Consider the following 20,578-nt stretch of genomic DNA (forward strand, 5'->3'; position numbering starts at 1 on the left):
CCGAAGCAGCGGCAGGGTATGGGCGATGTAGAGGTCAAACGCATCCCGGCCCGAGATCGGTGTTTTCGGGGCAAGATCAGGCGTTTCGGAATAATCCGCCACATCCCGAAGGCGCAAAAGGTTCAGCATGACGACCGGCCCCTTGATCCCGCGCCGGGCCAGCGCTGCGCCCGCTTCCATCGTCAGCATCAGATAGGCCGTCATGCCGAGCCTCCCGCGAATGCCCAGACCCGCTGTGCCTCGGTTTCAACCGCGCAGGGCCGCGCAGCGCGTAGGCGCAATAGCGCCTCCGACCCGGACTCGCCTGCCTCGACCATCAGCCGCAGCAGCGCCATGCCAGACCGGCCACAGCCGCCGTAGCAATGGGCCAGAATCCGACCGCCCCACGCCAGTACAGGAACGAGATCGGGCCATGTCGCCCTGACATCATCGGAGGGAATCCCGAAATCCTCCACAGGCAGGTGAACCCATCGAACACCAGCCTGCATCAGGTCCTGCCCCAGACGATCCGCCCCATGCTGTGCCATTTCGGGCAGTGTCGTCAGGGTCAGGACGATGTCGGGCTGCCAGGCCAGCATGTCCGCCAGATCGGTGCCATAGTCCCGGAACCGTCCGGGCAACGGGCAGATGCCAAGCACGCCACCCGCCGCCGCCAGCTCTGATATTGAAAAATCCGCCACGGCTCAGAAAGCTCCTTGATCCACGACCGCACCGGGATGAGCCTCGGCCCAATCCGACAGGAAACCGGCGATCTCGTCCTCGTTAGCAAACTCTATTGCGGCCTTGGGCAAGGCAACCCCGTGTTCCAGCGCCAGCCGCAAACAGGCGACATAGTCCCGCTCGGCCCGCGCGGGGCAATTATCCACCCCATGCAGGATGGTCGATAGCAGCGTCCCCCCGTAGTTGTTCACATGCGACAGATCGGGTTTCAGCGACAGCAGATAACCCATCACCTCGGGCAGCCCCTCCCACCCTGCGACCTGAACCGGCGTCAGCCCCTCGGTGTCGGGGCGGTCATATTCCACCCCCATGGCAACCAGCCGCTTCACATGGTCAAGCTTGCCGGGCAGGTGCAGGATCAGTCGGATGATGTTACGGTAGGCCTCGGGCAGCTTCGCCGGGTCCATATAGACGCCCGCAGGCACCTCCCCATCTGCCGCCATCGCCAGCAGCTTTTCCTCCGCCGTCAGCTCAGGCACTTCGCCCCGCGCCTCAATGGCCCGCGCCAGATCGACATTGCCAAAGACCCGCGCATAGCCATAGGCGGTGCAGCCCTCGAACTCCCGCGCCGGGTCTGCCCCTGCCTCCAACAGCAGGTCGACCATCTCTCCATCGCACATCCGCCGCGCAGCCTGATGCAGGGCCGGCACCACCCAGGGTGCCTCACCCCCCACATGGGTGCCGTCGAAATCATCCGCCCTAGCGCCATGATCGAGGAGCAGCCGCACCGCCTGGTGATCATTGAAGTCCATGGCCCTCAGCAGCGCATTGGTGCCCTTGGGGTCGGCCCCGGCCTCCAGCAGCATGCGCAGCCCGTCGTGATGCCCAAGCTCGGTCGAATGATAGAGCGACTCGCCATCATTGGGATCGGCCCCGTGATCGAGCAGCCATTGCCCCAGAATCATGTTATCCGCATGACCAATGGCCCCATAGAGCACCGACAGGCGATGGTCGCTGTCCGGGCTGACCGGGCGGCCGTCATTCACATCGGCCCCATGAGCCAACAGCATCTCGGCAATGGCAAGCATTTCGTCGACGCGGTCGGGCTGCGCCTGAAACCGCTTGGAAAAGGCCAGGAAACACAGGGGCGACTGATGCGCCACGACCCGCGTTGCGCGGCCTGGGTCTTCGGCCAGCATGCGTTCCACGGTTTCGCGGTTCAGCAGCGCCACCTGCAACCCAAAGAGACCATCCGCCAGATCCGGCGTGTCCGCCAGCAACCGGTCCACCCGGGCATTCTGCCCATGGGCCAGCGCGATCTTCAGCTTCTGCAGCTTCGCGGCGCGATCCAGCCCTTGGATCTCCTGCGCCTCTTTCAGCGCGGGCCAGCTGACAAAGCCGGATTCAAGGGCGATCACATGCAGATAGTCGGCGTGTTTCAGGTCAGAGCCGTCCCTGCGGGGCGGATGGACTTTCAGCCGCTGCAGGGCAAGCGGATCACCGGCCTCATGGGCCTTGCGCAACGCCTTGGCGTCACGGCGCAATTGGTCGAGGGATTTCATCGTCGGTTTCCTCACGATAGCGCCCGCCGGTCCGCTGATCCGGGCATGAGAAAATCCGATAGGCTCGGTCTTCCGATCGTTCAGGGGCGCCTATGACGGCTTTCCGCGGACCTGGATGCCGCCCCTTGCGGCAGCACGATCCTAGCTCACTGCATCCGCCGCGCCAAGCCCATCATGGTTACCAAAGCACAAACCTCCATCCGTTAACCTTAACGCGGCGCCCTGCCCCTTTCTTTTTGGCCCAAATACTCCCGCCGGAGGCGTCCAGCCCTCTCAGCCCGCGCAAGGCTCAACTCCCCTGTTCACCCCCCGGACAAAACCCTCTAACCTGACCCGAACGCACCCCGACGCGAGGCACCATGTCCGAGACCAACAACACAGGCTATCAGGTTCTGGCCCGCAAATACCGGCCCGCCAGTTTTGCCGATCTGATCGGGCAGGAGGCCATGGTGCGCACCCTGAAAAACGCCTTCGCGGCGGACCGGATCGCACAGGCCTTCATCCTGACGGGCATTCGCGGCACCGGGAAAACGACCACGGCGCGGATCGTGGCCAAGGGGCTGAACTGTACCGGACCGGACGGCACCGGCACCCCTACGACCGAACCCTGCGGCACCTGCGAACATTGCAAGGCCATTGCCGAAGGCCGCCATGTGGACGTGATCGAAATGGACGCCGCCAGCCATACGGGCGTGAATGATATCCGAGAGATCATCGAAAGTGTACATTACCGAGCTGCGTCCGCGCGCTACAAGGTCTATATCATCGACGAGGTTCACATGCTTTCGAACAGCGCCTTCAACGCGCTGCTGAAAACGCTGGAAGAACCGCCCGCCCATGTGAAGTTCATCTTCGCCACCACCGAGATCCGCAAGGTTCCGGTCACGGTCCTGTCGCGCTGCCAGCGCTTCGACCTGCGCCGGATCGAGCCCGAGGTGATGATCGCCCATCTGCAAAGTGTGGCGCAGAAGGAAGGGGCGGAGATCAACGAGGATGCGCTGGCGCTGATTACCCGCGCCGCCGAAGGTTCCGTCCGCGACGCCATGAGCCTCATGGACCAGGCGATTTCCCACGGCGCGGGCGAAACCACCGCCGATCAGGTGCGCGCCATGCTGGGGCTGGCGGATCGCGGCCGGGTCATGGACCTGTTTGAAAAGGTGATGTCCGGCGATGCAGCCGGTGCTCTGGACGAGCTTGGCGCGCAATATGCCGACGGGGCCGACCCGATGGCGGTGCTGCGCGATCTGGCGGAACTGACCCACTGGCTCTCGGTCATCAACATCACGCCCGAGGCGGCGAACGACCCCACGATCGGCCCCGATGAACGCACGCGCGGGCAGGCGCTGGCGCAGAAACTCTCTATGCGGGTTCTCGCCCGGACATGGCAGATGCTGTTGAAAGCACTGGAGGAAGTGGCGCTCGCCCCCAATGCCATGATGGCCGCCGAGATGGCGATCATCCGCCTGACCCATGTGTCCGACCTGCCCCCGCCGGAGGATCTGGTTCGCAAGCTCAAGGACATGACCCCGCCCCCCGCTGGCGGCGGTGGTGGCGGTCGCGTGCCTGCCCCGCAAGGCGGCAGCGGCCCCGTCCCCCGTGCCTCCGCCCCGCGTAGCCCATCGGGCGGTGCAGCAACAGCGCTGGCCGAGGCCCCCGAGACGGCGCTCGCACATTATCACAATTTCGATACGGTCGTGGCGCTGATCGAGTCGAACCGCGACATCAAGCTGCTGATCGAGGTGAAAACCTGCGTTCGCATCGTCTCCTACGCGCCCGGTCGGATCACCTTCCAACCTACGGACCGCGCGCCCAGGGATCTCGCCCCCCGTCTGGCACAGAGCCTGAAGAACTGGACCGGCGTGCGCTGGACCGTGACTTTGGCCAATGAGGGCGGCGGTGAGACCATCGAAGAGGTGGAGAATGCCAAGACCCGTGAACTGGAAGACGCGGCGCGACAGCATCCGATGATGCAGGCGGTTCTGGCGGCCTTCCCGCAGGCCAAGATCACCGAGATCCGCAGCCGCGCAGAGCTCGACGCCGAGGCCGAACTGCAGGCCCTGCCCGAGGTCGAGGATGAATGGGACCCGTTCGAGGAGGACTGAACACCGCGCCCCGGCAAGACATCCGGGGCGAGGCCGTTTCCTGACCGGGGCTACATGCCAGGCCACGCATCCGGCGCAATCGCGCCAAGCACCTCAATTGCCCCGTCACGGACCTGCAACACATAGGCCACCCCCTGCGGTTCGGGATAGATACCGGTCAGCGCTTCGAACGGGTCATCATGGCCGACAATGACACGATTGCTGCCTGCCTGCATGCGGGCCATGACCAGAGGCGTCACCCGGTCTCTCATAGCCTGAATCTGCACATCAGAGTAGTCCTCCGCCGGTTCAAAGTTCAGCGCTGCTGTTTCCTCATGATATCCAAAGGCCAGATCCGCGGTTTGCCATGCCCGGCAATACTGGCTCGACAAGACCTCGGCCACCGGAATACCGGCCGCGTCTATCGCTGCGCCGATGGCCTGGGCCTGCGCCCATCCGGTGCGGCTCAGCACCCTCTGCGTGGCGCAGTTCTCAGGGTCGGCGGTCACCTGATCGGCATAATCGCTCTCTGTCTGCGCATGGCGGATATAGAGCACGTATCCCCCTTCCGTCAGACGTTCGACAAGCGTTTCGGGCGGCAGGGGATCGGCATGAGCGGGCAGCGACTGGGCCAGCATCATCAGGGCAGCCAAAAGGACTGGTTTGCGTGGGCACATGGAATATCTCCGTGTCTGTGGGTTCATCCGACTGGGTGCCTCACACGGTGCCTGCAAGGGGTTTTGCAATTCCGACTGTTTTTGTCAAGTCAATCCAAACTTGCCTGAGCGAACCGCGCGGCTTATGTCGCAGGGCAACGGAAGCCAAACAGGAGGCGACGACATGCTCAAAGGACTGGGCCAGCTTGGCGACATGGCCAAGATCATGAAACAGGCGCAGGAAATGCAGGGCAAGATGGCCGAGATGCAGGAGCAGCTGGCCACCATGACGGTGGAAGGCGAATCCGGCGCGGGTCTGGTGCGCGCCACCGCGACCGCCAAGGGCGAACTGACCGCGCTGAATATCGACCCCTCGATTTTCGATCCCAATGAAAAGGAAGTGGTCGAAGACCTGATCCTAGCCGCGATCAAGGACGCGCAGGCCAAGGCGGCAGACCGCAGCCAGCAGGAAATGGCGCGTCTGACCGAGGGGCTGAACCTGCCCGAAGGCATGAAGCTGCCCTTCTGAGGGTGGCACCCCGCGCATGGCTGGCGGCACCGAAGACATAGAGTTCCTGATCGACATCATGGCCAAGCTGCCGGGGCTCGGCCCCCGGTCGGCTCGCCGCGCCGTGCTGCACCTGATCAAGAAACGCGCCCTGCTTATGCAGCCGCTGGCCGATGCGATGACTCAGGTCGCCGCCACCGCCCGCGAGTGCCTGACTTGCGGCAATATCGGCACCTCCGACACCTGCTCGATCTGTTCCGACAGCGAGCGTGCAAATGGGCAGATTTGCGTGGTCGAGGATGTGGCGGATCTTTGGGCCATGGAGCGTGGTCATGCGTTCAAGGGCCGCTATCACGTGCTTGGCGGCACCCTGTCGGCGCTGGATGACGTGGGCCCCGAAGAGTTGCGCATCCCCAAACTGCTCGACCGGATCCGGTCAGATGGCGTCAGCGAGATCATCCTCGCGCTCAACGCAACCGTGGATGGTCAGACCACGGCCCACTATATCGCCGGAGAGCTGGAGGGCAGCGGTGTTACCGTCTCTTCTCTGGCACAGGGCGTGCCCGTGGGCGGAGAACTGGACTATCTCGACGACGGCACAATCTCGGCCGCGCTGCGCGCCCGCAAGGCGTTTTGAACCTCGCCACTGGCAGGGCCTGTTACAGGACGCCAGAAACAGGAAAAGGCTCAGCGATCAGTCGCTGAGCCTTTTCAATGGCGCGCTGGGGAGGATTCGAACCCCCGACCCCTTGATTCGTAGTCAAGTACTCTATCCAACTGAGCTACCAGCGCGTGAGGGCGGTGTTTAGACCTGTCCTCGGACCGGCGCAAGGGTGAAATCAGACTTTTTGACCGGCAGGCAGATGGATTTCGAAGACGGTTCCCTGCGGACCGGTCTGTTTCAAATCCAGCCGCCCGCCATGGCCTCGGATCAGCTCGGCCGCGATGGCCAATCCCAACCCGCTGCCGCCCTTGCGCGCGCCCCCCTGGAACGGCTGAAACAGATGATCGAGCGCCCGCTTTGGCAGGCCCGGTCCGGTATCTGTGATCCGGATCACCCAGCCTTCCGCGTCCTCGCACCCCTCCAGCGAGATACGGCCCGGCTTGCCACTGGCCGCAATGGCCTGTCGCGCGTTGCGCAAGAGATTGCCAAGCACGCGATACAGCTGCTCGGAATCGGCACGCACGATCATCCCATGTGCGCAGGTGGCTTCAATCTGAACCGCTTCGCCGGAAACGGCCAGTTGTTCCTGCTCGACAACATCTTCCAGCAGCGGGCCAAGCTCGAATCGGGACAAGGCCGGTGGCGGCTCTTCGGCGCGGCCGAAGGCCAGGGTGCCTTCGCACAGGTTCACCGCACGGGCCAGCGACGACAGAAGCTTAGGCGCGGTGCGCTGAACGGTCGGGTCGTCAGACCCCTCCAGCCGGTCCGCCATCAGCGTGGCCACCGTCAGGATATTGCGCAGATCGTGGCTGATCTTGGCCACGGCCTCGCCCAGTTGCGCAAGACGCTCGCGTTGCTTCAGGGATGCGGTCAATTGGGTTTGCAGCGTTTGAAGCGTTTCCTCGGCGGTATGCAGTTCGGTCACCCCGGCTGACGGCTGGATGATACGGGTCGCGTCTTCCGGCCGTTCCGAATAGGCGCGCATGGAATCGATCACCCGCTGAATGGGCATCACGATGGCACGGCGGGCGGCAAAGAACAGCAAGGCCGCCGTGATGATCGAGATGACCGCCGACAGCAGCAGGATGCGCAGACCATACTCTATCATCGCATCGCGCATGGGCTGGGTGTAGAGCGTCACGTCAATCAACATGCCCGCATCCTGCACCGGGTTGCCATAGACCCGGATCACCTGGTTCTCGGGTTCGGCCAACCGCAGTATGGCGTCCCGGATCAAGGTCCAGGCAGATACATCGCGCAGGTCATATTGCCCGGAGATCGGGGGTATTCGGTCGACGGACAGGATCAGCTGGCTGACCGCATCGCGGCGCAGCACCACATTCAGCACGCCAGCATTGTCCAGCAGCTCCTGCTCCAGCGCCTCGTCGATCATCATCGCATCATCGGCCAGCAGCGCCAGCGAGGCGATCTGAGCCCGCTCGATCCGCGCCAAGAGATAGTCTTCCCGAAACCGCGCGATGGAGGGCACGAAAATCATGATCTCTGCCAGCATCACGAAGATGACGGTCAGGATCAGCAATCGGCCTGATAGCGAATTGAGCACGCGGTTTGTCTACCTTCCCTCGTCGCCGGGCTCAGAACCGCTGCACAAGGCGCACGATCCGTTTGACCCACGGGCTATCGAACAGTTTGGGGCTAAAATAGGCGCCCGCGGCCCGTTTGTTAATCTCCCCCAACGTCGGATAGGGGGCAACCATCGCGGCAATAGCGCCCATTTTCAGCTTGTTGGCAATGGCAAGCGCCCAGATCTGAATCAGCTCCCCCGCCTGCGCACCGACGATCCCGGCCCCGACGGGCCGCCCCTTGACCACCATCACCTTGATCAGCCCGGTGGTCTGGCCGGTGGCAATCGCGCGATCATTGCCGGAATAGGGAAAGCGGACCACGGTCAGCTTGTCGCCATGGGCCTCGCGGGCTTCGGCCTCGGTCAGCCCGACCTGAGCGATTTCAGGGTCCGTGTAGGTAGCCCATGGAATGTGGTCGGTGCGCGCCTTTGACGGCAGGCCCATCAGCATCTGCCGGATGATCACGCCCGCGTGGTAGCCCGCCACATGGGTGAATTGCAGGCCACCGGCGGCATCACCGATGGCATAGACCTTGCGGTTCGTGGGCGAGCGGAGCGAGGCATCGACCTTCACGCCGCCGCCTGCGCGTTCCACCCCTGCCTTGTGCAGGTCGAGCTGATCGATATTTACCGTGCGTCCAACGGCAACCATTAGATGGGTGCCTTCATGGCGAGTGCCGTCTTCGGTAATGACGGCTATAGTGCCTTCGCTGCCCGAAACCTCCGACACCATCGCGCCCTCGATGATCCGAATGCCCTCCGCACGCAGATTCTCCAGTGCGATGGCGGCAATCTCCGGGTCGTCCTTCCCAAGCGCTTTGGCGCCTTCCAGAACCGTCACCTCGCACCCCAATCGCCGATGCGCCTGCGCCATCTCCATGCCGATGGGACCACCGCCAATGACGATCAGGTGTTCGGGCCGCTCGCGCAGATCGAAGATGGTTTCATTGGTCAGGTAGGGAACATCCGAAAGCCCCGGTATCGGCGGCACGAAGGGCCGCGATCCGGTGGCGATGACAAAACGGCGCGCGGTGATCTCAGTCTCACCTGCCCGAACGGTGTCATGACCAGTGAAGCGCCCGAATTCGCGGATGACCTTTACGCCAAGGCTTTCAAAACGCTGCTGGCTGTCATGGGGTTCAATGGCGGCGATTGTCGCCGCAACATGGTCCTTGGCTGCCGCGTAGTCAGCCGCGACCGCCCCGCCCGTCACGCCAAAGCCCCCCTGCCCCATGGCGTGGGCCTTGTGCCCTGCCGCCAGCAGCGCCTTGGACGGCACGCAGCCATAGTTCAGGCAATCGCCGCCCATCTTGTGGCCTTCCAGCAGCACCACATCGGCCCCCATCTGGACAGCACCGGCCGCCACCGACAGCCCGCCGCTGCCCGCCCCGATCACGCAGATATCGGTCTTGATCCGGTTCATGGGTCAGAGCCCTTTCTGGCCGCGCAGGGCCTTGATGAGAATGGGAAGCGCAGCCAGCGCACAGAGGCCCAGAATGGGGCCCAGAATGGCAGGCTCGAAGATGATCGAAAGGTTCGGGGTTTCACCGCGGGCGAAGACCTCGCCCAGACCGGCGCCCACCCAAGTATAGACCGCCGTGCCCGGCATGATCCCGAAGAACGTGGTGAAGACATAGCGATGCAGGCTGACGCCGACCAACGCAGGCAGCAGGTTGGCGACAAAGAAGGGCACGACCGGAACCAGCCGGATCAGGAACAGCATCGACAGCTCGTTTTCATGAATGCCCTCACTGATCCGCCGCACGAGGCCCGAGGACGCATCCATCCGAGCCGACAAAGTGCTGCCAAAGCCGAGCCGGGCCGCAAGGAAGATGATCGTCGCGCCGATGGTGGCGGAGAGCAGGACGAAGATCACCCCGGGAAATAGACCAAACAGGAACCCGCCGGTCAGAGTGGCAATGGTGGCCCCCGGCAATGAGAACGCCACGATCAGGACGTAGATCGCCATATAGACAACCACCATCGTCAGGTAATGCGCGTCACGGAAGGCCAGCAGGGCCTCGCGGTTGTCGCGCAGGGTGTCAAAGCTCAGGTAGTCGCCAAGCACAAACCAGCCCGCCACCGCGCCCAACAGAATCAGCGCAAAGGGCAGAAGGCGGCTGGCCTTCGATCCGGGTTCCGTGGTGACTTGGCTCATGTCCTGTCCAATCGCTTGCGTTGACCACAACATGCGTGCAAGCCCGGCGCAGCAACAGCCCCCTCACGCGGCGTTGATCACACGTGACGGAAACCGTGGAAATATGTCATCATCGGCGGCCACCTGAAGGAATCTGCGCCCGAGATGTTTCAAACCGGGAATTCAGGGCTTCGGGCTTGTTGACATGGCGGTCATGAGGGCCTATTGCCCGGGCCTCATACGGATTCTCCGGCTGTCGATGCGTGGGCCTCGCCCGCATCCGGCCTTGATGACAAGGAAACGAGACAGATGAAACGCACCTACCAGCCGTCGAACCTGGTCCGCAAGCGTCGCCACGGCTTCCGCGCCCGCATGGCAACCAAAGCCGGCCGCAAGATCCTGAACGCCCGCCGCGCCCGCGGCCGGAAGTCGCTCAGCGCATAATCGCGTGATGCAACGCCGGGTCTTTGCACCCGGTTGATGAGCCCCCTTCGGCCCCAAGGCCCCGGGGGCTTTTCGTGTTTGAGGGACCGCCCTTGCCGATTGTCGAGACCCTGACCAAACGCCCCGATTTTCTGCGCGCCGCGCGGGCCGCCCGTGCCCCGGCCCCCGCCTTTCTGGTGCAGGCGCGGCGGCGACGGGAGGATGAGGGCGTGCCACCCGATCTGGTCCGCGTGGGGTTCACCTGTTCCAAGAAGGTCGGCAATGCCGTGGCCCGCAACCGTGCCAAACGCCGTTTGAGGGAAATCGCCCGCGCCATCCTGCCGCTTGAAGGGCGGCCCGGCTGGGATTACGTGTTGATTGGCCGCGCCAATGAAACCGCCGCCCGGCCTATGGAGGACATGGTCAAGGACCTGTCCCGCGCGCTGAGGAAGATCCACAAGTGACCCCGCTGGCCCATCTCTTCGCTTTGCCCATCCGGGCCTACCGGCTGATCTTCAGCCCATGGGTGGGGTTCAACTGCCGCTACCAACCCACCTGTTCGGCCTACGCGCTGGAGGCATTGCAACAGCACGGGGCGATCAAGGGTTCATGGCTCGCCGCCAAGCGGATTGGCCGCTGCCATCCCTGGGGTTCAGATGGCTATGACCCGGTGCCCGGCTGCGGGCATGATCATCGCCATGACGATGCGCAGGACGTGGCCGATCGGTAACAACCGCCGATTGTCCGATTTTCCAGCATAGCGCGACGCGCACCCCCCATGCTACCTGCCCTACATCGAGTTCCACCGTCCAAGCTAAGGGAGGGCGTCATATGATTTTGCTATTCACACGACGCCGTGGCGAACTCGGTTCCCGGTCCGGCACCTGCATGGCAGGGGCATAGGCCGCAAGGCCGCACCCTTCGGTCCCTAGGGGCCAGCTTTCCAACATGACCTGACCGATCTGCCATGGGGGCATCTGCCCGCCCGTGGTCCATCTCCAACCCAATCAGAGGCCCCTGTTTCAACAGGGGGACATATCATGACCAGACTCGAAAACCGTCTTTCGGCGGCTGAAATCCAGGCCTTGCTGGCCGAGATGATCGCTGATGCAGGCGCGTGGCGCGTGCTGAAGGCCGCCGCCAAGCAGGCGCTGAGGCGCAAGGCGCGGCCCGCGAACGGGCTGATAGTGCTCAACAATCACATGCGGCGCGACATAGGGATGGCGCCTTACCACCCTCCCCCATCCGCAACACAGCTCAGATGGTGAACCATCAGGGGGTCCGGTCCGTCCGGGCCCCTACCCTCAGCCGATCAGCGCCTGATTGCCCTCGTTCGTCGGCGCACGCGTCGGCATGCTCGCGGCAGGATGCCCGGCCAGCACGAGGGCGGCGTCTCGATAGAACTGCGCATCGAGGAAGTGCCAGTTATGAGAGATCGAGGACGTGTTCGGCCATTCATGCTTATGCGCGTTGTAATAGTGCTGCACATACACGTCCGCATGGCCTGGCGGGACGCTGTCCGGCATCCCCTCGAACCCCAGCCTTTGGGCCTGAAACAGCCTGTACCATTGGGACAGGCTCAGCACCTCATCGGCACGGCTATAGTAGTTGGTGATCCGCCCCGCATGTGCATAGAGCGCGGCAGATTTCTTCGCGCCGGTCTTCATCGATTTGGCCGCAATGTCTGCGGCGACCAGAAGAACCTGCCCAACCGAGATATCGACCGCCCCGGCCTTACCCAGTTCCACCACCCGGTGGAATGCGTGGCGCGTGACCAGTGCGCCCATGGAATGCGCCATGATGTCGAGCTTGATCCCCGGCGCCGCCTTGCGCAGCACGGCGATGCCATCCAGCACCAGTTGCGGCGCAACCGTGTGCGCGTCTGCCCGGTCCTTGCGATAATCGAACAGAGCGCCGTTGGTGGGCCAGTCAAAGCTGACGACCACTCCGCCAAACCCGTGCTGCGCCAGCCCGTCGGCGATCAGCTGATGCCGTGCGAAGGTTTCATGTTGTTCCAGGTTGAACCCATGCACATGCAGCAGCACCCCGTTCCCGCCCGCAGCCGCCAGCACTTCGGCCAGCCATGTGTCCACCGGCAGGGTCTGCACCGCATATCCGGCCGCGGTCTTTTCGACCCTCACATAGCGCGTCACACCGGGGTTCTTTGTAAAAGCCCCGTCAACAAAACTGCGGGTTGTCATGGCGTAAATCATCGTCGGTCCTCGAATGAAAAACTGGCTAATCCGGTCATCATGCGCCCGAATCGCCCAGATGCCAAAATCATTGCCTGTCCGGGGCATTCCGCGTAGACGCGGACCCGCAACCGGAGGCCCCCGATGCTAGACGAATCCGACGATATCCACCCGCTGTTCAGCGGCGCGCCGAACACGACCGAGTTCAAGAAGCTTCGCAAGCGGATCATTCGCGAGACCCGCGAAGCGATCGACCGCTATGGCATGATCGAACGCGGCGCCCGGTGGCTCGTGTGCCTGTCGGGTGGCAAGGACAGCTACACGCTGCTCGCCGCGCTGACCGAGCTGAAATGGCGCGGGCTGCTGCCGGTGGACCTGCTGGCCTGCAATCTGGATCAGGGTCAGCCGGGTTTCCCCGCGACGGTGCTGCCGGAGTTCCTGTCCAAGATGGGGGTGGAGCACCGGATCGAATATCAGGACACCTATTCCATCGTCATGGACAAGGTGCCCGCCGGGCGCACCTATTGCGCGCTCTGTTCGCGGCTCAGGCGCGGCAATCTTTATCGAATCGCACGCGAGGAGGGCTGTTCCGCCGTGGTTCTGGGCCATCACCGCGACGATATTCTTGAAACATTTTTCCTCAATCTCTTCCATGGCGGAAAGCTGGCGACGATGCCGCCGAAACTGCTGAATGACGAGGGCGACCTCTTCGTCTATCGCCCGCTCGCGCATGTGGCCGAGGCCGATTGCGAGAAATTCGCGACCGCCATGAACTACCCGATCATCCCCTGTGATCTTTGCGGATCGCAGGACGGGTTGCAGCGCCAGCAAATCAAGAAACTGCTGGATGAATGGGAAACCCGCACTCCCGGACGGCGGGGCAAGATGTTCTCCGCCCTGATGAATGCGCGGCCCTCTCATCTGCTTGACCCGGCGCTTTTTGACTTCGCCGGGCTGACGCGATCGGAACAAGTCGAGACAAATCCGAAGGACTGAGGCGGAGACGTTAACAGCCTGTCAGGCAGTTTGGCGTAGCGGTGAAGGCACCGTTGACCGAATTGCCAGGTTGAGAGGCTGCCATGTATGTCCCGATGTTTCCCCGGTTGGATTCCCTTGCGCAGAACATTCGCAGGGGCCTGTCGAGGGTTGAGGTACTGGCGGTCTTCCCGGCGCTGGCGCTGCTGGCCTTCTGGATGGGCGCGCCCGAGGTGATTTTCGCGACCTCCTTTCTGCTGCCCGGCCTGTTGGCCCTGCAGGCCATGCGCCCACAAGGAAAGGGCGCAGGCGACTCTGCGCCGCTCGATGGCAAAACCGGCCTGCCGATGCGTGAAAGCTTTCTGGCAGTGCTGGAAACGACCCTGGCCGAGGCAGGGCGAAAAAGCCATTCCACTGCCTGCCTGGTAGTCGAGATCGACGACTTTCCCGACCTCGCTGCCCGGTGGGGGGGGGAGGCCAGCGACCGTATCCTGCGCCGCACCGCCGACCGGGTTCTGACCACCGTGCGCCGGGGCGACATCGTTGCCTGCATCGGTGAAGGTCGATTTGCGATCACTCTGCACCCGGTCGCCTCCGTCAAGCTCGATATCGTGATGTCGCTCGTGGACCGGCTGCAAAAAGCCCTTTCGGAACCGATTGCAATCGCCGGGGCCGCCGCGCACCCCACGGTATCCGTGGGCTTTGCGACACCGGCCCAGACCGATTTCGGCGGCTCCACCTGCCTGCTGGACGCGGCACTGACCGCCCTGATCGAGGCGCGTCGGCACGGACCGGGCGGCGTGCGCGGCTATTCCGACCGGATCAAATTCAGCGCTCAGCTGCGTCACGGTCTGGCGGAAGAAGTGGAAGATGCCATTGCCGCTGGTGACATCCGTCCCTGGTTCCAGCCGCAGGTCAGTGCCGATACCGGCGCGGTCACCGGGTTTGAGGCTCTGGCGCGGTGGCACCATCCAGAGGCGGGTGTTCTGACCCCTGCCGATTTCCTGCCTGCGGTGGCAGATGCCGGATGCATGGGACGATTGGGGGAGTGCATCCTGGCGCAGTCGCTGCGCGCCGTTCAGGAATGGGACATGGCGGGCTGTTCCGTTCCGTCTGTCGCGGTCAATTTCTCGGCTGAGGAACTGCGCGACCCGACGCTTGCCGACCGCCTGAAATGGGAGGTGGACCGGTTCGACCTGCGGCCCGCGCGCCTGACCGTCGAGATACTCGAAACCGTGGCCGCCCAGTCCGAAGATGACGTGATCCTGCGCAATATCGAGCAGATGGGCGCGCATGGGTTCAATCTCGATCTAGACGATTTCGGAACCGGACAAAGCTCCATCGCCAATATTCGCCGCTTTCACGTGAACCGCATCAAGATCGACCGCAGCTTCGTCACCAAGCTTGATCAGGACTCCACGCAGCGCGCCGTCGTTGCAGGCATCCTCGCGCTGGCAGAGCGGTTGAATGTGGCCACCGTCGCCGAAGGCGTCGAAACTCCCGGAGAACGCAGCGTCGTGGCGCAATTGGGCTGCGATCACCTGCAGGGCTATATCATCGCCCGTCCGATGCCCTTCGAAGACACCGTCGCCTGGGTCCAGACCTATACCGCCGGGCTGGCCAAGACCCCCCGGATCGGCCGCCGCGCAGGGTAAATCACTGCATCAATGCGGGGCCAAACCGCGCGGACGGCCCAAAGAACCGGGAAAACCGCTTGACCTTTCCAGCCTCAGTCTGTTGAACCTGCGTGACTTCAACCAAGGCTGGATACGCGGGCATGCAAGATCAGAACCAGAACAAGAACCTCATTCTTGCAATGGCGCTCAGCATGGGTGTCATTCTGCTGTGGTCGATCATGTTCCCGCCCGAGGAACCGGCCAGTGACCCCGCCGCCAACGATCCGGCTGCCGTAACCGTTGTCGATGAAAACGGCAACGAGGTCGCTCTGGTTCCGCCCGCCGCGGGAACCGCCGATGCAGCCGGAGCCGACGCAGCCCCCGAAGAACTGGTCGAAACTCCGCGCATCGAGATCGACACCCCGTCGCTCTATGGCTCCATCGCGCTGACTGGCGGTCGCCTCGACGACCTTCTGCTGCGCAACTACCGCGAAACGCTGGATGAAACCTCGGATAATGTCCGCCTGCTCTCGCCCGTGGGTGAGACCGGGGCCTATTACGCTCTCTATGGCTGGACGCCGGGCGGATCGCTCGACTACGATCAGGTGCCGGGATCGAACACGCCTTGGGAGCTGGAAGAGGGCCAATCGCTGACCGTCGAAACCCCCGTGACCCTGCGGTGGGACAATGGCAACGGTCTGATCTTCCGCCGCACCATCTCGGTTGATGAGGATTACCTGTTCACCGTCACCCAGACGGTGGAAAACACCGGCGACACCGAAGTGCGCCTTGCCCCCTATGGCATCGTCGCCCGCCACGGCCTGCCCGAGGACCTGCAGAACTTCTTCATCCTGCATGAGGGCGTCGTCCAGAACTCTGACGGCACCCTGAACGAACTCGACTATGACGGCATGACCGACATGGATTTCGTGCAGCGCGAAGGGGCTCAGGCCGAGATTACGGAGGTGACCGACTCCGGCTGGATCGGTTTTACCGACAAGTACTGGATGACCACGCTGGTCCCCGGCTCCGGCCAGCCCTTCACCGCCGTGTCGCGCTATGTCCCCGGATCAGAGATCTACCAGACCGAGGCACGCTTGCCCGCCGTGACGGTCGCCCCGGGTGAAACCGCGGAATCCACCACGCGCCTTTTCGCGGGTGCCAAGGAATGGGAAACCATCCGCCGCTATGAAAACGAAGAAGGCATCGACGGGTTCCTGGACTCCATCGACTGGGGCTGGTTCTACTTCCTGACCAAGCCGATCTTCTGGCTGCTGCACTACCTCAACGCCCTTATCGGCAACATGGGTCTGGCCATCATCGCGCTGACCCTGCTGATCAAGGCGATCCTCTTCCCGCTGGCCTACCGGTCCTATGTCTCGATGGCGAAGATGAAGGAACTTCAGCCAGAGATGGAGAAGCTGAAGGAACGCGCCGGCGACGACCGTGAGGCGATGCAGAAAGGGATGATGGAGCTTTACAAGAAGAACAAGGTGAACCCCGCCTCGGGCTGTTTGCCGATCCTTCTGCAGATCCCGATCTTCTTCTCGCTTTACAAGGTGATCTTCGTCACGCTGGAACTGCGTCACGCGCCGTTCTTCGGCTGGCTGAACGACCTGTCCGCACCCGATAGCTCGACGATCTACAACCTCTTTGGCCTCTTCCCCTGGGCCGGACCGGAACCGGGCAGCATCCTTGCGCTGATCTTCATTGGCATCCTGCCCATCCTTCTGGGCATTTCGATGTGGCTGCAGCAGAAACTGAACCCGGCGCCCACGGACCCGACGCAACAGATGATCTTTGCCTGGATGCCCTGGGTCTTCATGTTCATGCTTGGCAGCTTTGCCAGCGGGCTGATCGTCTACTGGATCACCAACAACACGATCACCTTCACCCAGCAATACATCATCATGCGCAGCCACGGGCATAAGCCGGACGTGTTCGGCAATATCCGCAAGAGCTTCCAACGCAAGACAAAGTCCGAGTGATGACTGCCAAGGTTGAGGCGCTCTGGCGTCACCCGATCAAAAGCCATGGGCGAGAAGCCCTGACCCATGCCCGCCTTACGGCGGGTATGTGTTTTCCGTGGGACAGGGCTTGGGCCGTCGCCCATGACGCCGCCAAAACCGATGGCAGCGCTTGGGCGCCCTGTCAGAATTTCTCGATCGGGGCGAAGCTGCCGGGGTTGATGGCCATCGAGGCGCGTCTCGATGAGGCGACCGAGACGGTCACGCTCCGCCATCCCGACCTGCCCGATCTGACCTTCCGGCCCGATGATGACCCGCAGGCGCTGATTGACTGGACCAAACCGCTGATGGACCCCAAGCGCGCACAGTCGCAGCGGGTCGTGCGGGTGCCCGGGCGCGGCATGACCGATACGGACTTCCCCTCTGTCAGCATCGGCAACATGGCCTCGCATCGCGTGGTCGAGCAGAAGCTGGGGCAGAGCCTGTCGAGCCGCCGCTGGCGTGCCAATATCTGGGTCGAGGGATGGGCCCCGTGGGAGGAGTTCGACCTGATCGGCAAGACCGTCCGCGTCGGCACCGCTGAGATTGCGATCCGGGAACCTGTCGTGCGCTGCATGGCGACGACCACGAACCCCGATACCGGCAAACGCGACGCCGATACGCTGAGCGTGCTGAACGATGACCGCGAGTTTTGCGTCTATGGCGAGGTCGTGACCTCGGGTGACATCAGCGTCGGCGACACGGCAGAGGTGATCTGACAATGGAAATCCGCTTTCCCCTCGCCCCGAAGCCCGAGGCAGATGACGCCGAAAAGGGCCGTTTGCTGTTCGCCGCCGGGTCCGAGTTCCTGAAAGGCGTCGTCGCCATGGACGGGATGCCGCCCGGCGACAAGATCGAGGTCTGTTTCGCGGGCCGGTCCAATGTGGGCAAGTCGACGCTGATCAACGCCGTGACCGGGCGCAAGGCGCTCGCCCGTGCCTCGAACACGCCGGGCCGCACGCAGGAGATCAACTTTTTCACCATCGCTGACAGCCATTACCTGGTCGACCTCCCGGGTTATGGCTTCGCCAACGCGCCGGTGAAGGTAGTCGAGAAATGGCAGAGGCTTCTCAAGGCCTATCTCTCGGGCCGTGCCAATCTGCGCCGTGCCTTTGTGCTGATCGACAGCCGCCATGGGGTGAAGCCGGTGGATGAGGAAATCATGGACCTCTTGGACAAGTCCGCCGTGCCGTTTCAGGTGGTTCTGACCAAGGCCGACAAGATCAAGCAGGCGGATATGCCCGACCTGCTGGAACAGGTGCGCGGCGCGCTGGCCAAACATCCTGCGGCCTACCCCGAGATCGTGGCGACCTCGTCCGAAAAGGGCGTCGGCATCCCGACCCTGCGCGCCATTATCGCCGGGATCATCTGAGCCCTTGAGCGGCGCGCGGCTTGGGCCTAACAAGGTGTGACCAGAGGGCCAGACCGATGAAGAAACAAGTGACCATGACCTCCCGCGACTACGCCGCCACCGCCCGCACCTTGTCCGAGGCCCTGCCCTATATGCAGCGCTACAACGATGCGGTCGTTGTCATCAAATTCGGCGGCCACGCCATGGGCGATGAAGAGGCCATGGCCAATTTCGCCCGTGACATGGTGCTGCTGCGTCAGGTCGGCATGAACCCGGTGATCGTCCATGGCGGCGGCCCGATGATCAACGAGATGCTCGCCAAGCTCGGGGTGAAATCCGAGTTCGTCAAAGGCAAACGGGTCACTGATGCGGCCACGGTGGACGTGGTCGAGATGGTGCTGTCGGGCATGGTCAACAAGCGCATCGTTCAGGCGATCAACGCGCAGGGCGGCAAGGCCGTGGGCCTTTCCGGCAAAGATGCGAACCTGATGATCTGCGATCCTGCCGACCCGGAACTGGGCTTTGTCGGTGAACCGGCAGAGGTCGACCCGGCGGTGCTGCTGAACCTCTTCGAAGACGACATGATCCCCGTCGTGGCCCCCCTCGGCGCGGGCCGCGCGGGCGAAACCTATAACATCAATGGCGATACGGCGGCAGGTGCCATCGCGGCGGCGCTCAAGGCTGACCGGCTTCTGTTGCTGACCGATGTGGCGGGCGTCAAGAACGCGGCGGGCGAAGTTCTGACCCAGCTGTCCGCCACCGAGGTGGAACAGATGACCGCCGACGGCGTGATCGCGGGCGGCATGATCCCCAAGACCGAAACCGCCGTGAACGCCGTGCGCAATGGCGTGCGGGCCTGCACCATCGTGGATGGGCGCGTGAACAACGCTGTGCTGCTGGAGCTTTTCACCGCCCATGGCGCAGGCAGCATGATCCGCGCCTGACACTTGCCAAGTTCCGCGCGGATCAGCAGAGTTCCGTCTATGGACCTCGCCGCGATTCAGGCGCTTGCCGCCCCGCATTTCCTCGACATCTTCGGTGCGTTTCACGCGACCGAGGACGATGGCTGCACCCCCGGCACCATGGTGTTGCTATCCCCGCTGGAGCCGGGGTTCTGGGCGCATGTCACGGCAGAGCCGGAGTTCTTGGATGGTGCGCCCGACGGGCTTGACCGATGGTCGACCCGCATCATCACCACGCTGGCCACACACACCGGAGGCACCCCGCATTTCCCCTTTGGCGGCCCACCCTATGCCCCGTTTATCCGATGGGCAGAACGCACCGGCCGGGCCTGGCCCTCGCCCGTGGGCATGCTGGTGCATGAAACGGCAGGCATGATGATCTCGATCCGGGGCGCCATCCTTCTACCCGACAGGCTGGACTTGCCCCCACCACCTCCCGACAGCCCCTGCACGACCTGCGCGCAGCCCTGTCTAACCGCCTGTCCGGTCGGCGCGCTCGGGCCACGGCCCTACGACGTCCCCGCCTGCCACGCCCATCTGGACCGTGCAGAGGGCGCTGAGTGCCTGACCGGCGGTTGTCTCGTCCGCCGCGCCTGCCCTGTCAGCCAACGCTTTGGACGCAACCCAGCCCAAACTGCCCACCACATGAGGTATTTCCACAAGTGACCCTGACACTGATCCTCACCCGCCATGCGAAATCGGACTGGGACAATCCCCTGCTGGACGACCATGACCGCCCCCTAAACACGCGTGGGCAGCGTGATGCGCCCCGGATCGGGGCCTGGTTGCGGGACAACGGCTATGTGCCCGACAAGGTCACCGTCTCCTCTGCCCGTCGCGCGCAGGAAACGTGGGAGGGCATCGCCCCGGCCCTTGGTGGCAAACCCAAGGTGAACACGGCCGAGAAGCTTTATCACGCATCGCCCGAAACGCTCCTGGGCTATACGCGCGGGTCCTATGCGATGACCCACATGATCATTGGCCATAACCCCGGCATGGCCGAATTCGCCGAGCGGCTGCTGTTCAGCAAACCCGATCATCCCCGCTTCGCGGACTTCCCGACCTGCGCCACGCTGGTGGTGGATTGCGACGAGTCAGACTGGCGGGATGTGCAGTGGGGGATGGGCCGGGTGCTGGATTTCGTCACGCCCCATGACCTGCCCTGAACGAAAGAGGCCCCCGCGATCCACGGGGGGCCTC

General features: G+C 63.4%; 23 protein-coding genes and 1 tRNA gene. 15 read left to right on the top strand and 9 right to left on the bottom strand.

The genetic code is table 11. The features are described 5' to 3' along the window. The 3 genes from BKY26_RS04785 to BKY26_RS04795 form a co-directional block, all read right to left on the bottom strand. Positions 1-204, bottom strand: a 204-nt coding sequence (locus BKY26_RS04785; protein WP_211267987.1) for a hypothetical protein, incomplete at its 3' end; no start/stop codon positions are given. Further along, positions 201-680 (bottom strand): phosphatase domain-containing putative toxin, encoded by a 480-nt coding sequence (locus BKY26_RS04790; protein WP_071689263.1) that lies wholly within the window; start codon positions 678-680, stop codon positions 201-203. The genes BKY26_RS04785 and BKY26_RS04790, both read right to left, overlap by 4 nt. Positions 681-683: 3 nt before the next feature. Further along, a complete protein-coding gene (locus BKY26_RS04795; RefSeq protein WP_071689264.1) occupies positions 684-2,222 on the bottom strand; it encodes an ankyrin repeat domain-containing protein in 1,539 nt (512 codons plus the stop codon). Positions 2,223-2,581: 359 nt separating this feature from the next. Here BKY26_RS04795 and BKY26_RS04800 point away from each other — a divergent pair, with 359 nt between their 5' ends. Further along, positions 2,582-4,324 carry a DNA polymerase III subunit gamma/tau gene (locus tag BKY26_RS04800; protein ID WP_071689265.1) on the top strand — a complete coding sequence of 581 codons (1,743 nt, stop codon included), beginning with the start codon at positions 2,582-2,584 and terminating at the stop codon, positions 4,322-4,324. Positions 4,325-4,374: 50 nt separating this feature from the next. On the opposite strand, the gene BKY26_RS04805 is transcribed toward BKY26_RS04800, so the two are convergent. Next, positions 4,375-4,980, bottom strand: coding sequence for a histidine phosphatase family protein (locus tag BKY26_RS04805; protein WP_227434930.1), 606 nt, complete (start codon positions 4,978-4,980; stop codon positions 4,375-4,377). A gap of 163 nt (positions 4,981-5,143) precedes the next feature. Between BKY26_RS04805 and BKY26_RS04810 the strand changes: the two genes are divergently transcribed. Both BKY26_RS04810 and recR read left to right on the top strand, forming a co-directional pair. Beyond that, positions 5,144-5,488 carry a YbaB/EbfC family nucleoid-associated protein gene (locus tag BKY26_RS04810; protein WP_071689267.1) on the top strand — a complete coding sequence of 115 codons (345 nt, stop codon included), beginning with the start codon at positions 5,144-5,146 and terminating at the stop codon, positions 5,486-5,488. A 16-nt stretch (positions 5,489-5,504) separates the two neighbouring features. Continuing rightward, complete coding sequence (recR, locus tag BKY26_RS04815) at positions 5,505-6,104, top strand: recombination mediator RecR (protein ID WP_071689268.1); 600 nt, start codon at positions 5,505-5,507, stop codon at positions 6,102-6,104. Between the two features lie 78 nt (positions 6,105-6,182). Here recR and BKY26_RS04820 read toward each other — a convergent pair. The 4 genes from BKY26_RS04820 to BKY26_RS04835 all read right to left on the bottom strand — a co-directional run bounded on the left by BKY26_RS04820 (position 6,183) and on the right by BKY26_RS04835 (position 9,874). Next, positions 6,183-6,259: transfer RNA gene (locus tag BKY26_RS04820), tRNA-Arg, on the bottom strand. Positions 6,260-6,306: 47 nt separating this feature from the next. Then, positions 6,307-7,695 carry a sensor histidine kinase gene (locus BKY26_RS04825; RefSeq protein WP_071689269.1) on the bottom strand — a complete coding sequence of 463 codons (1,389 nt, stop codon included), beginning with the start codon at positions 7,693-7,695 and terminating at the stop codon, positions 6,307-6,309. A gap of 31 nt (positions 7,696-7,726) precedes the next feature. Further along, on the bottom strand, positions 7,727-9,139 hold the full coding sequence (locus BKY26_RS04830; RefSeq protein WP_071689270.1) for a dihydrolipoyl dehydrogenase family protein: 1,413 nt from the start codon (positions 9,137-9,139) through the stop codon (positions 7,727-7,729). A 3-nt stretch (positions 9,140-9,142) separates the two neighbouring features. After that, on the bottom strand, positions 9,143-9,874 hold the full coding sequence (locus tag BKY26_RS04835; RefSeq protein ID WP_071689271.1) for a TVP38/TMEM64 family protein: 732 nt from the start codon (positions 9,872-9,874) through the stop codon (positions 9,143-9,145). A 288-nt stretch (positions 9,875-10,162) separates the two neighbouring features. On the opposite strand from BKY26_RS04835, the gene rpmH reads away from it, so the two are divergent. The 4 genes from rpmH to BKY26_RS04855 all read left to right on the top strand — a co-directional run bounded on the left by rpmH (position 10,163) and on the right by BKY26_RS04855 (position 11,544). Further along, complete coding sequence (gene rpmH, locus BKY26_RS04840) at positions 10,163-10,297, top strand: 50S ribosomal protein L34 (protein ID WP_005980833.1); 135 nt, start codon at positions 10,163-10,165, stop codon at positions 10,295-10,297. 74 nt (positions 10,298-10,371) lie between these two features. Beyond that, entirely contained in the window at positions 10,372-10,740 is a 369-nt protein-coding gene (rnpA, locus tag BKY26_RS04845) for a ribonuclease P protein component (protein WP_071689272.1), read from the top strand. Beyond that, complete coding sequence (yidD, locus tag BKY26_RS04850; protein ID WP_071689273.1) at positions 10,737-11,006, top strand: membrane protein insertion efficiency factor YidD; 270 nt, start codon at positions 10,737-10,739, stop codon at positions 11,004-11,006. Before rnpA ends, yidD begins: the two co-directional genes overlap by 4 nt. 310 nt (positions 11,007-11,316) lie before the next feature. Next, on the top strand, positions 11,317-11,544 hold the full coding sequence (locus tag BKY26_RS04855; protein WP_071689274.1) for a hypothetical protein: 228 nt from the start codon (positions 11,317-11,319) through the stop codon (positions 11,542-11,544). A 36-nt stretch (positions 11,545-11,580) separates the two neighbouring features. Here BKY26_RS04855 and BKY26_RS04860 read toward each other — a convergent pair whose 3' ends face one another. Further along, positions 11,581-12,477 (bottom strand): alpha/beta hydrolase, encoded by an 897-nt coding sequence (locus BKY26_RS04860; RefSeq protein WP_158514301.1) that lies wholly within the window; start codon positions 12,475-12,477, stop codon positions 11,581-11,583. A 135-nt stretch (positions 12,478-12,612) separates the two neighbouring features. Between BKY26_RS04860 and ttcA the strand changes: the two genes are divergently transcribed. The 8 genes from ttcA to BKY26_RS04900 all read left to right on the top strand — a co-directional run bounded on the left by ttcA (position 12,613) and on the right by BKY26_RS04900 (position 20,544). Continuing rightward, the gene (ttcA, locus tag BKY26_RS04865) at positions 12,613-13,464 is read left to right on the top strand and encodes a tRNA 2-thiocytidine(32) synthetase TtcA (RefSeq protein WP_071689276.1); all 852 of its coding nucleotides are present in this window, start codon (positions 12,613-12,615) and stop codon (positions 13,462-13,464) included. Between the two features lie 83 nt (positions 13,465-13,547). Beyond that, a complete protein-coding gene (locus BKY26_RS04870) occupies positions 13,548-15,098 on the top strand; it encodes a putative bifunctional diguanylate cyclase/phosphodiesterase (RefSeq protein WP_083431322.1) in 1,551 nt (516 codons plus the stop codon). Positions 15,099-15,220: 122 nt separating this feature from the next. Continuing rightward, positions 15,221-17,047, top strand: coding sequence for a membrane protein insertase YidC (gene yidC / locus BKY26_RS04875; protein ID WP_071689277.1), 1,827 nt, complete (start codon positions 15,221-15,223; stop codon positions 17,045-17,047). Beyond that, positions 17,047-17,784, top strand: a complete 738-nt coding sequence (locus BKY26_RS04880) for an MOSC domain-containing protein (protein ID WP_071689278.1) — start codon at positions 17,047-17,049, stop codon at positions 17,782-17,784. The genes yidC and BKY26_RS04880 overlap by 1 nt, the downstream gene beginning before the upstream one ends. Positions 17,785-17,786: 2 nt before the next feature. Continuing rightward, positions 17,787-18,437: a ribosome biogenesis GTP-binding protein YihA/YsxC gene (yihA, locus tag BKY26_RS04885; RefSeq protein ID WP_071689279.1), complete on the top strand. Its 651-nt coding sequence runs from the start codon at positions 17,787-17,789 to the stop codon at positions 18,435-18,437. Positions 18,438-18,493: 56 nt separating this feature from the next. Further along, on the top strand, positions 18,494-19,360 hold the full coding sequence (gene argB / locus BKY26_RS04890) for an acetylglutamate kinase (RefSeq protein WP_071689280.1): 867 nt from the start codon (positions 18,494-18,496) through the stop codon (positions 19,358-19,360). Positions 19,361-19,399: 39 nt separating this feature from the next. Further along, the gene (locus tag BKY26_RS04895) at positions 19,400-20,044 is read left to right on the top strand and encodes a ferredoxin (RefSeq protein ID WP_071689281.1); all 645 of its coding nucleotides are present in this window, start codon (positions 19,400-19,402) and stop codon (positions 20,042-20,044) included. After that, a complete protein-coding gene (locus BKY26_RS04900; protein ID WP_071689282.1) occupies positions 20,041-20,544 on the top strand; it encodes a SixA phosphatase family protein in 504 nt (167 codons plus the stop codon). Before BKY26_RS04895 ends, BKY26_RS04900 begins: the two co-directional genes overlap by 4 nt. The last annotated feature ends 34 nt before the right edge of the window (positions 20,545-20,578 follow it).

This window comes from Nioella sediminis, from assembly GCF_001879695.1.
Lineage (GTDB): Bacteria > Pseudomonadota > Alphaproteobacteria > Rhodobacterales > Rhodobacteraceae > Nioella > Nioella sediminis.